The organism is Desulfuromonas sp., assembly GCF_002868845.1.
Classification (GTDB): Bacteria; Desulfobacterota; Desulfuromonadia; order Desulfuromonadales; family BM501; genus BM501.
This window is the reverse complement of sequence record NZ_PKUB01000044.1, coordinates 58,606-69,442: the sequence shown is the minus strand read 5'-3', so window position 1 is coordinate 69,442 and position 10,837 is coordinate 58,606. Positions and strand designations below refer to the sequence as shown.

General features: G+C 63.4%; 7 protein-coding genes. 6 read left to right on the top strand and 1 reads right to left on the bottom strand.

Features of this window, described 5'->3' with window-relative positions; translation table 11 throughout:
* Positions 1–2 precede the first annotated feature (2 nt).
* The 4 genes from C0617_RS13625 to C0617_RS13610 all read left to right on the top strand — a co-directional run bounded on the left by C0617_RS13625 (position 3) and on the right by C0617_RS13610 (position 6,293).
* Positions 3–1,607 carry a tetratricopeptide repeat protein gene (locus C0617_RS13625; RefSeq protein WP_291317587.1) on the top strand — a complete coding sequence of 535 codons (1,605 nt, stop codon included), beginning with the start codon at positions 3–5 and terminating at the stop codon, positions 1,605–1,607.
* 207 nt (positions 1,608–1,814) lie between these two features.
* On the top strand, positions 1,815–3,203 hold the full coding sequence (locus C0617_RS13620) for a sigma-54 dependent transcriptional regulator (protein ID WP_291317586.1): 1,389 nt from the start codon (positions 1,815–1,817) through the stop codon (positions 3,201–3,203).
* Positions 3,204–3,516: 313 nt separating this feature from the next.
* Positions 3,517–5,262: a DASS family sodium-coupled anion symporter gene (locus C0617_RS13615; RefSeq protein WP_291317585.1), complete on the top strand. Its 1,746-nt coding sequence runs from the start codon at positions 3,517–3,519 to the stop codon at positions 5,260–5,262.
* A gap of 494 nt (positions 5,263–5,756) precedes the next feature.
* Positions 5,757–6,293: a hypothetical protein gene (locus tag C0617_RS13610; protein WP_291317584.1), complete on the top strand. Its 537-nt coding sequence runs from the start codon at positions 5,757–5,759 to the stop codon at positions 6,291–6,293.
* A gap of 308 nt (positions 6,294–6,601) precedes the next feature.
* Here C0617_RS13610 and C0617_RS13605 read toward each other — a convergent pair whose 3' ends face one another.
* Positions 6,602–8,248 carry a Na/Pi cotransporter family protein gene (locus C0617_RS13605; RefSeq protein ID WP_291317583.1) on the bottom strand — a complete coding sequence of 549 codons (1,647 nt, stop codon included), beginning with the start codon at positions 8,246–8,248 and terminating at the stop codon, positions 6,602–6,604.
* A 362-nt stretch (positions 8,249–8,610) separates the two neighbouring features.
* Between C0617_RS13605 and C0617_RS13600 the strand changes: the two genes are divergently transcribed.
* Positions 8,611–9,615 (top strand): nitrilase-related carbon-nitrogen hydrolase, encoded by a 1,005-nt coding sequence (locus C0617_RS13600; protein WP_291317582.1) that lies wholly within the window; start codon positions 8,611–8,613, stop codon positions 9,613–9,615.
* Between the two features lie 69 nt (positions 9,616–9,684).
* Positions 9,685–10,833, top strand: a complete 1,149-nt coding sequence (locus C0617_RS13595; protein WP_291317581.1) for a hypothetical protein — start codon at positions 9,685–9,687, stop codon at positions 10,831–10,833.
* The last annotated feature ends 4 nt before the right edge of the window (positions 10,834–10,837 follow it).

Genomic DNA, 10,837 nt, shown 5'->3' with positions numbered 1-10,837 from the left:
GTTTGCTGATCCCGTGCGCCTTCTGCCTCGTGCCGCCGGTTTTCACGGCCCGTGCCCAGGAGGACGGTGGCGCTGAAATCGCCCGGAAGGTGAGGGGCGAAATGGGCCTGGTGCCGGTCCCCGTCCCCGATCTGGAACCGCTCGAAAAGGCGGTTCGCGACCAGGTCGGCGAGGCGCGGGAGATGCTCCGGAAAAGCTTCGACGCGATGCTTGCCGGGCGCGGACAATATGGCCGCGCTTACCTGGAGCTCGGCCGGCTTTACCACGCTTACGAGATGAACGGGGCGGCGGAGTCCTGCTACCGCAATGCGGGGATTCTGGACCCTGAGCTGTTCGGGTGGAGGTACAATCTGGGCTATCTTCTCCAGTCGATCGGCCGCTACGACGAAGCGCTCCGGCTTTTCCAGGAGGAACTGGTCGGCAGCGAATATTCCTATCTCCTCCTGATTCGCATGGGAGAATGCCATCGCAGTCTCGGGCGGCTTGCCGAGGCGAGGAAGGCTTTCGAGGAGGCTTTTGCGCTGAATCCGGAGGGGCCGGCCGTTCTGGCCAGACTGGGGGAAGTGGCGCTCGAGCAAAAACGCTACCGGGAAGCCATCGAATTTCTGGAAACCGCTCTTTCCAAAGGGCCCTCGGTCAACAAGCTCCATTATCCCCTGGCCATGGCCTACCGGGGGCTGGGGGAGTACGAGAAGGCCCGCGCTCACCTCGCCCTCAAGGGGATCGTCGGTATCCAGCCCCCGGACCCCCTGAAAAGACAGCTTGACGAGCTCGTAACCGGCTACCAGATTCACCTGCTGGTCGGCCAGCGCGCCTATGGGGCGGAGCGCTATGCCGAGGCGGCCGCCGAGTTTCAAAAGGCGGTCGACGCGGATCCCGGTCGCCACGGGGCCCGGATCAATCTGGCCAGCGCCCTGGTCAAGGAGCGGAAGTACCGGGAAGCCGTCGCTCAGCTGCAGGAGGCGGTCCGGCTCGCGCCGGAGAGCGAAACGGCGCACTACAACCTCGGAACCCTTCTTGCCCATTTGGGCGAGCACGAGAGAGCCCTTGACCACCTGCGCCTCGTTGTCGAGAAGACCCCGGAAGACGCCGAAGTGCAGCTGGTTCTGGCCGACACCCTGAGGGACAGCGGCCGGTTAGCCGAGGCCTTTGAGCGCTACAAGGTTTCGGTGAGGCTCGAGCCGAGCCAGACTTCGGGGTGGCTCGAAATGAGCAAGTTGTGCTCAAGGGCCGGGCAGCACGGGGACGCGGTGAAGGTCCTGGAGGAAGCCCATTCCCGGTCGCCGAACAACGGCGTCGTCAAGCATGCCCTTGCCCGCCACCTGGCCGCTTCCCCTGAGCCGAGCCTGCGCGACGGGGCGCGGGCCACGGATCTGGCGAAAAGCGCGTTCCAGTCCCGGTCCGAGTACCGGCACGCCTGTACCGTCGCCATGGCTCTCGCCGAATCCGGCCGGTGCGATGAGGCCGCGGAGTGGCAGGAGCGCTCCATTTCCATCGCCGGAGAATCGGGTGTGGCAGGGCCGCCGCTCGACCTGCTGAAAGCCGACCTGGCTTATTTTCTTGAGAATCGCCCTTGCCGGGTTCCCCTCGGGGCGGTCTCCCCCTAGGGAGAGGGCAGGGCCACTTCTTTCCGGCTGTTTCGGCCTTTTTCCGCCACCTGTTCCTCCTGGGAGCTTAGTTTTGGGCCTTGATAGTTGGAGTATGGCCAAAATTCACCGTTTTGGACTTGTCCCGAGTCCCGGCAAGGCATAATATATAACCATATTTCTTTTTGAAGCCGAATGCCCTCCCTGTCCTGCCCCTGGAGAGAGTTCATGGAAAAAATCCTGATCGTTGACGACGAGGCCTTCATCCGCGAAAACCTGGAGCGGATCCTGGCCGAGGACGGGTATCGGCCTTTTTCCACCGAAAGCGGGGACGAGGCCGTCCGCTGGGTCAGCGAGGAAGAGGTGGACCTGGTTCTGCTCGACCTCAACCTCGGCGCGGCCAGCGGCCTCGACGTGCTGAGAGCCCTCAAGGAACTCGACCCCGGGGTTCTGGTCATCATCATCACCGGCTACGGCACCGTGGAGAGCGCCGTCGAGGCCCTCAAGCTCGGAGCCTACGACTACATCAAGAAGCCTTTCAAAGCCGACGCCATCCGCCTTATCGTCAAACTGGCCCTCGAAACCCAGAGCCTCCGGAGGGAGGTTCGCCAGCTGCGACGCGAAGGCAAGGACAAGGCCCCCCAGGGGGCCGCGGACATGGTCGGGGCCAGCCCTCAGTTGCTCCAGATCTACCGCCAGATCCGCGAAGTGGCCAAGCACGAGACCGCGACGGTCCTTGTCACCGGCGAGAGCGGCACCGGCAAGGAGTTGGTGGCCCGGGCCGTTCACAGCCTCTCGCCCCGCAAGGAGCGCCCCTTCGTCGAGATCAACTGCGGCTCGCTTCCCTTCAATCTGCTCGAGACCGAACTCTTCGGCCACGAGAGGGGCGCCTTCACCGATGCGAAGTCCCGCAAGATCGGCCTGTTCGAGGAGGCCGACGGCGGCACCATCTTTCTGGACGAGATCGGGGAGATGGACCTCGCCCTGCAGGTGAAGCTGCTCCGGGTCCTCGAGGACCGCAAGATCCGGCGCCTGGGGGGCACGCGTACCATCGACATCGACGTGCGCGTCGTCGCCGCCACCAACCGCGACCTGAAGCAGGCGATCGACGAAAAGGCCTTTCGCGAAGACCTTTACTATCGCCTCAATGTTTTCCCTATCCATATCCCCCCCTTGCGGGAGCGGCGGGAGGACATTCCCCAGTTGCTCGACTTTTTCCTCAAACATTTCGGCAAGGAGTTTCGCAAGCGGGTCCGGGACGTCTCCCGCGAGGCTCTCGACCTGCTCATGCGCTACCACTGGCCCGGCAACGTCCGGGAGTTGCGCAACGTGGTCGAACGGATCTGCATCATGCACGACAGCGAACTCATCAAGCCCGCCTTTCTGCCCCGGGAGATCTGGGGGGAGGAGCCGGCCAAGGAATACCCGTTCTCCTTCGACATTCCCCCCGAGGGGATTCTGCTGGAGGACATGGTCGGGCAGATCGAGAAGGAACTCGTCTCAAAGGCCCTGGAGATCACCGGCGGCAACGTGGCCAAGACGGCCCGGCTTCTCAACGTCCCGCGGGGCACCCTGCGCTACAAGCTGGAGAAGTACGGCCTCGCCGAGGAGGGGTAAGAAAAGGGCCTGGCGGTAAACCGCAAGGCGAAAGGGGGGCTCTCGGGCTTCTGTGCGAAAAATGGGAAAAAGCGGCCGAATTTGGCCGCTTTTTTTTGTTTTTCACCCGAAAAAGAAAGGGTGAATTTAAAACTTTATTTTAAATTCGAAAATATTTGCTGTGACAAGTGATTGAAATAGCGCCAGGCATGTCGGCATCTCCCTTCGGCAACCGTTTTAGGACAGGCTACTGGAACCGCTGTTGCTAAGTTGCAAATGCTGTATCGAAACCGGCCTGAGCTTCAAAGTGCCCTGTGGAAGGAGAATAGAGACCATGATCGCCGCCGTATGGAACCGACTTTGGCAGATGAGTGAGGAGACCAGGGGACTTTTCCTCTTTCGTCCCAAAGACCTGCTTCGCAATGCCCGGGACAACAACCTGGCCCTGAGAGAGGGCAGCCAGGAGCATGAGGTGGATATCGCCGACAAGATGGACGAGGCGCCCGCCGAGCACACCCAGCGCATCCAGACCGGCCCCGGCGGGGTGGAGGAGGGCGAGCCCCGGGAGTACACCACCCGTCAGAAGGTCGGGTTGTGGCTCGGCCCACTGCTATTCGTGCTGATGCTAAGTATTCCGGTTCCGCCCGGCATGGAGCCCTCCGCGCAGAAGATGGCCGCCGTCGCCCTGCTGATGGCCACCTGGTGGATGTGCGAGTCGATTCCCATTCCGGCGACCAGCCTTCTGCCCATCGCCCTCTTTCCCCTGCTCGGGATCATGCATACCAAGGCGGCGACGGCCCCCTACGCCAGTCACTTGATCTTCCTCTTCATGGGGGGCTTCATCATCGCCCTGTCCATGCAGCGCTGGAATCTGCACCGCCGCATCGCCATGAACATCGTCCGGGCGGTCGGCTTCTCCCCGGGGCGGCTGATCTTCGGGTTCATGGTCGCCACCGGGGCCCTCTCCGCCTTCGTCTCCAACACCGCGACCACGGTCATGATGATGCCGATCGGCCTGGCGATCATCAGCCACGTCGTGGAGGAGGGGAAGAAGGAGGGGCTCGACAAGGAGATCGATTTCGCCCCCGACAAGTTCGCCTTCGGCCTCAACCTGATGCTCGGCATCGCCTACGCCGCCTCGATCGGGGGGGTCGCCACCCTGATCGGAACCCCGCCCAACACGGTGCTGGCCGGCTATCTGCAGAAGACCTACGGCTTCGAGATCACCTTCGCCACCTGGATGATGGTCGGCGTCCCCATTGCCGCCGTGCTGCTGCCTATCTGCTGGCTGTGGCTGACAAGGGTCGCCAACCCCATGAAGCTCAAGCGGGTTCCTGGTGGCCGCGATCTCATCAACCAGGAGCTTCGCCAGATGGGATCGATGAATTCCGGCGAGCGGTGGACCGCCCTCGTCTTCGGTCTCACCGCCCTCGGCTGGATTTTCCGCAAGCAGCTCGGTTTTCTCTTCACCGACCCGAAACTGGTCACCGACGCCGCCATCGCCATGACCGGCGCCATTCTGCTCTTTCTCATTCCCATCAACATGAAGAAGAACGAATTCGTCATGAACTGGCACTGGGCGAGCAAGATGCCCTGGGGTGTCCTGATCCTCTTCGGCGGCGGCCTGGCCATGGCCGCAGGCTTCAAGCAGACAAAGCTCGCCGACTGGGTCGGCAGCCAAGTCGGTCTGCTCGAGGGGGCTCCGATCCTGGTACTGATCATCGCGGTGGCCACCCTGATCATCTTCCTCACCGAGTTGACCAGCAATACGGCCACCGCCGCGATGGTCATGCCGATCCTCTCCGCGGTCGCCATCGGCCTCGGCCAGAGCCCTCTGCTACTCGTGGTGCCGGCCGCCATCGCCGCCTCCTGCGCGTTCATGCTGCCGGTGGCCACCCCGCCCAACGCCATTGTCTTCGGCTCGGGTTACGTGACCATTCCCCAGATGGTCAGGAGCGGCTTCGGCCTCAACGTTATCGGCATCGTTTTCACCGTGGTTGTCACCTACGTCCTGGTCATCCCGGTGTTCGACGTGGTTATCGACCAGTTGCCCGCCTGGGCCACCGTGCTGACCCCCTAGAAAACCCGCATCCCTTTTCGGCCCGGTTTCCCCGGGCCTTTCGCCCCGCTCTTCGGCCTCCTCCGGAGCGGGGCTTTTTTATGCCAAAACCTCAAATGCTTGATAGTTGGGAGCTGGAGTTGTTTCAGGCTCCTTTTTTCGTATGGGCGGCGCATGTTCCGTAGGCAATTTGAAGAGTGATGTGGTCGGGTTTTGTGGTTAATGTTAGAGCTTGTTTACAATTGGTTGAATGTTGATATACCTGTTCGAAAGTGCCTGCTCAAAGGCGTCCGGGAGACTGTTTTGCGTCGTGCGGACAGGGACAGCCATGCAAGGAAAGTAGGGAAATCCAGAGACGGCAGGTGGATTGGGAAAACGAGGCTATGGAACCCTGTGGCCGAGAACCATGGAATCGGTGGATGGCTTGAGGATGAGAGTTTGTCAAGCCAGGGAGTTTGGGGCGAGGGGGTTGGTGTCAATTGAAAAAATTTCTGATTTCGCGAAAGGAGAAAAAGATGAAAAAATTATTGGTGTTTTCGCTGGCGTTGTTGGCCCTGTCGGCCGGTCCCTGGGTGTTGGATGCGGGGGCCAAAAATTCCTTTTCCTCGTCTAGTGCGGGCGCTACCCCCCACTGCATTCAACTGCAAGCCGCTCCTAGCTCGGGAGTCCCCTATGATATTACCAGCACACCTATAACCGTACCATCGGGATACCGATTCATAATCCAGAGCGTATCGGGGCTTTTGATGAAGCACGCTAATTCTTTGTCCCCGTCGCCACCTGCTTCGATTTTTATAGCGAAAAGAGATAGCCAAGGGAGAAGTCGCATGACCTTGGTTTTTCCTCCCTTTGTTAACCAATGGTGTGCTGCGGACGATGGTACTGTTTCTCAGCAATCCTTTCATTTCAGGACGGCCTGCGCAATCGATGACATTTTGGATACGAATGGGGACGCCTATTTGACAGTGGAATGGCCAGCCGATGCCACGTCTTTGAGTGACGAGGTAAGGGTGGTGCTGAACGGATACTTGGAAAAACTACCCGCGCCTTGAGGACTACGATTCCGGCTGTTTTGCGGCCGATCTGAAACTCCCAGTTTGCTGGTGCCAAAAGCTTGCCCCTTTTCTCCCTGTATTCACCGCACAGACGCTCAAAGCCGGGAGAGAATCACATCTTTCCCGGCTTTTTCTCGAAGATATTTCGTGCGGTTGCAGTGAACTCGCGTCCGACCCATCATAAGCTGTGTTACCTGTCTGCTTCGATTGGGAGTTCGAAACGGGCCGACGGCTGGTGCGTCTGCTGGCCAGTTCCGAGGAACAGGGGCTGGCTAACCGGGAGGATGTGGAATGAAATTGCCGGCTCAGACCTCGCTGGGGACCCAGAGCCGGGCGATGCGCTTGCTCAGGGAGTAGATCCGCTTGAGCTTGTCGGTCAGTTCGAACTCGACGTTGAGGGTGGCCAGGCGCGCTTCCCCGCTCTCGGCCAGGCTCTGCGCCTGGCGTTCGTTGGCGGCCGTCACCCGCCGGTTGATCTCGCTCCTCAGGGAGATGACCTCCTGCGCGGCCTTCTGGTCATTTTCCGTCACGGTCTGGACCGCCTTTCCCACTCCCCGGAACACCCCCTCCAGCAGGTCCGTCAGCAGGAGCTGCATGGTTTCACTCGGCTGCAGGTTCTCCCGGATGATCTTGCGCCCCAGGGCGGCCAGGTCGCTCTCGAGGACGTCACCGATCCCCTCCAGATACCCGTTGGCCTGGCTGATGCGATAGTAGTCCTGGCTCTCCTCCTCGGAAAGGGTCTGCTTTCCGACCCGGTTGAGGTAGGCATTGATCTCCGCGTAGAGGATGTCGGCGGCATCGTCCTGCTTCTCGAGTTCCTGCAGCAGGGACTCATCCCTCGCATGAATGGCGTGCTGGGCCAGCATCATCATCTTCAGCACCTGCTCTCCCAGGTGGCCCACCTCGAGTCGCGCCACGTTCAGGGCCATGGCAGGGGTATCGATCAACTCGTCGTCGAGGAACCTGGGGGAGATGATGACCCTTGCCGCATCGGGCTCCCGGGCGGGGAAGATCCAGGTGACCAGGCGGGTCATTGGCACGGCGAAACCGATGAAGAGCAGGGTGTTGAGGACGTTGAACAGGGTGTTGGCATTGGCGATCTGCCGCGGCGTCTCAGCGGCCAGGCGTTCCAGGCCCTGCAGGGCGACGTGCTGCGGCGAGATCTGGGTCGCCAGCGCCGCGAGCTGGTCGATGCCTCCCAGCCAAAGGAGCGCACCCAGGAGATTGAATACCACGTGGACCGCCGCGGCGCGCAGGGCCGGCCGGCTCTTGCCGAGGGCCGCCAGCAGGGCCGTCACGCAGGTGCCGATGTTGGCCCCGAGGGCCAGTGCGATCCCGGCGGGCAGGGTGATGAAACCCTGGCTCGCCATGACCACGACGATCCCCGTGGTCGCCGATGAGGACTGCACCAGGGCCGTGAACAGGGCGCCGCAGACGATGCCGAGGCCGGGGCGGGCCATGCCCTGCATCAGTTCGATGAAGGGGGGATAGTTGCGCAGCGGCCCCATCGCCTCGCCCATGATGTTCATGCCGAAAAAGATCAGCCCCAGTCCGAAGACGATGGTGCCGTAGCGGCGGACGGTCTCCTGGCGGGAGAAGAAGTCGACGGCGAACCCGGCGGCGATGAAAACCAGGGCCAGTTTGGTGATTTTGAAGGCGATGACCTGGGCGGTGATTGTGGTGCCGATGTTGGCCCCCATGATGACCCCCACCGACTGGGTGAGGGTCATCACCCCGGCGGAAACGAAACCGACGACCAGCACCGTCGTCACCGACGACGACTGGATCACCGCCGTGACCAGCGCTCCGGTGAAGGCCCCGCTGAGGCGGTTGGTGGTCAGCCGGCCGAGGACCTCCTTCATCCGCGTGCCGGCCACCGCCTTGAGGGCCTCGGTCATCTGCTCCATGCCGAAGAGGAACAGGGCCAGTCCGCCGAACAGGCCGGTGGTCATCTGCACCCAGTCGAGGCCTGACGGCGGACCGCCGGCGGCGAGGGCGAGGGTTCCCGTCAGGAGAGCGACGGGCAGAAAGAGTATGGTTTTTTTGAGCTGCGAGGTGTCGATGCGCTTGGCCCCCTTTTGAAAAGTATAACCATGAATGAGAAAAATCCCAAAGCCTAAAGACCCGCGCCAAGAGCCATCGCGGGGTCACCCGGTTCGGCGTATGGTCGGGAAACAGACCAGTCCTCCCCCGGCCCATCTGCTGCCGCCGAGGCCCCCCGCCAGCGAATAAAAATTCCACCCAAAGCGCCTCGTCTGTGGTTAAATAGGCCTCCTGTATTCGATCCCCCTGTTAGAACAAGGAATGACCGATCATGGAAAACCTCGACCGCTACTACGTCGCCCTGTGCCAGACCGACATGCCCAACCCGGCCGGGAGGGACGAGATCGCCGGCCGCGTCGACAAGATGCTCGCCATGGTCGATCAGGCCGTCGGAGGCTACGAGCCCTTTTTCGACGTCAAGCTCGTCGTCTTCCCCGAGTTCGCCCATGCCGCCCCGATCTATCCCACCGCCGCGGAACTGCACGACAAGCTCGCCGTCCCCATCCCCAACGAGCACACCGCCCGCTACCACGACAAGGCCAGGGAGTTGGATATCTACATCCAGACCGGCACCTTTCTCGAGAAGGACGCGCGGTGGCCCGGCCACGTCTTCAACACCACCTGCCTTATCGGCCCCGAGGGCATCGTGGCGAAATACCGCAAGGTCCACCCCTGGGTCCCCTGGGAGGTGCATACCAGCCCCCACGACCTGAGCGGCTACGACGACGACATCTGGCCTGTCGCCGACACCCCCATCGGCAAGATCGGCGCGGCGATCTGCTACGACTGGCTCTTCCCCGAGGCGATCCGGCAGCTGGCCCTGAAGGGCGCCGAGGTGCTGGTGCGGGTCTCGGCCTACATGGACCCCTGGGGCACCGCCGCACCGATGGACTGGTGGACCCTGGTCAACCGCACCCGCGCCCTCGAGAACGCGGCCTGCGTCGTCGCCTGCAACCAGGGCGCCAGCCTCGGCAATTACCCGCCCTTCAGCTGGCCGGGGGGCAGCATGGTGGTCGATTACGACGGCCGTATCCTCTCCCAGGCCGAAGCCGGCGGGGGCGAGCGGATCGTGGTCGGCCCCGTCGATCTGGCGGCCCTGCGCGCCGAGCGGCAGCGGCGGCGGGGGCACGACATGCTGGGCCACCTGCGCATGGAGAGCTACGGCGGGTACCGGCGGGAGATCTACCCGGCCGGCGGCGGCGACGGCGGGGCGATCTCCCTGGAACGCAACGCCGAGGCCTCCCGGCAGGGGCGGCGGTCCTTGCGGGGCGAGTAGTACCGACGAAACACGATTCTAAGGCCCCCCGATCCGGCGGGCCGAACGGCACCCTTGAAGGAATGATCCATGGACCGGCATGACACATTAAACGTTCAAGCCCGCGCCCTGCACGCTACGGACGGGACCGCGGAACTCTACCTGACCGCCACCCCGGATCCCCGCCTGCCCCTGGATGCGCAGCTTCGGGAGACCTACGCGGCTCTCCTCGAACATTTGCGCGAGCAGGGGATGGCCGTCTTCTGCGAACGGTTCTTCGCCACCGCCAAGGCGATGGACGCCGTCCTGGCCCATCGCCGCGGGCTGCCCGGCGTGCCGGACGACGGCGTGGCGCCGGTCGCCCTCGCCGTGGGCCCCGGCAGCTACGGGGGCTTCGCCGGGGTGCAGATCCACGCGGTGCGAGCCGACCTGCGGCCCCGCCCCCTGGGCAGGGGAGACGGGGGCGCTCCGGCCGAGGGCCGCGTCATCCGGCAGGGCGACCATACTTGGGTCCACCTCGCCGGGCTCAGCGCGGATCCGGACCTCGAAGAAGCCGAGCAGGCCGGGCAGGTCTTTTCCCGGGCCGCAAGCCTTCTCCGCCAGGTCGGGGCCGACATGCGCTCGGTGGCCCGCACCTGGCTCTGGCTCAAGGACCTGTGCGGCTGGTACGACGAGCTGAACGCGGTGCGCAACGTCTTCTTCAGGTGCGAGGGGCTGATCGACGAGGAGGCGCGCAGCGTCCGCCTGCCGGCCAGCACCGGCATCGGCATGTACGGGGCGGGCGGCGCCGCCATCACCCTCGACCTGATCGCCATGCCGGGCCGCGAGGGCGAGATTCGCCTTGTCGAGGCCGGCGGCAGCCAGGAGTCGGCCTTCGAATACGGCTCGGCCTTCAGCCGGGCCGCCGTCGCCCCCATGCCCGGCGGCCCGACCGTCTTCATCTCGGGAACCGCGGCCATCGACCGCTCCGGCGCTACCGAGCACGTCGGCCGCATCGAGGCCCAGATCGACGGCACCATCGCCCACGTCCGCTCGCTCCTGGCCCAGTTCGGCTGCGACGACGGCTCGGTCCTCACTGCCCTGGCCTACTGCAAGACGCCGGAGGTGGAGGAAGTGTTCCGCGAGCGCTGGGCGGACCTGCCCTGGCCGCGAATCACCATGAACGGCGACGTCTGCCGCCCCGAGCTGCTGTTCGAGGTGGAGGTCACCGCCGCCCCGGCCGGGGTGCGTCCTCTTTAGCCCG

Bases quoted from the DNA above. Each gene is read 5' to 3' on its own strand.
- C0617_RS13605 (WP_291317583.1), bottom strand. From the start codon at position 8,248: ATGACCACCGGCCTGTTCGGCGGACTGGCCCTGTTCCTCTTCGGCATG.
- C0617_RS13600 (WP_291317582.1), top strand. From the start codon at position 8,611: ATGGAAAACCTCGACCGCTACTACGTCGCCCTGTGCCAGACCGACATG.
- C0617_RS13615 (WP_291317585.1), top strand. From the start codon at position 3,517: ATGATCGCCGCCGTATGGAACCGACTTTGGCAGATGAGTGAGGAGACC.
- C0617_RS13595 (WP_291317581.1), top strand. From the start codon at position 9,685: ATGGACCGGCATGACACATTAAACGTTCAAGCCCGCGCCCTGCACGCT.
- C0617_RS13610 (WP_291317584.1), top strand. From the start codon at position 5,757: ATGAAAAAATTATTGGTGTTTTCGCTGGCGTTGTTGGCCCTGTCGGCC.
- C0617_RS13620 (WP_291317586.1), top strand. From the start codon at position 1,815: ATGGAAAAAATCCTGATCGTTGACGACGAGGCCTTCATCCGCGAAAAC.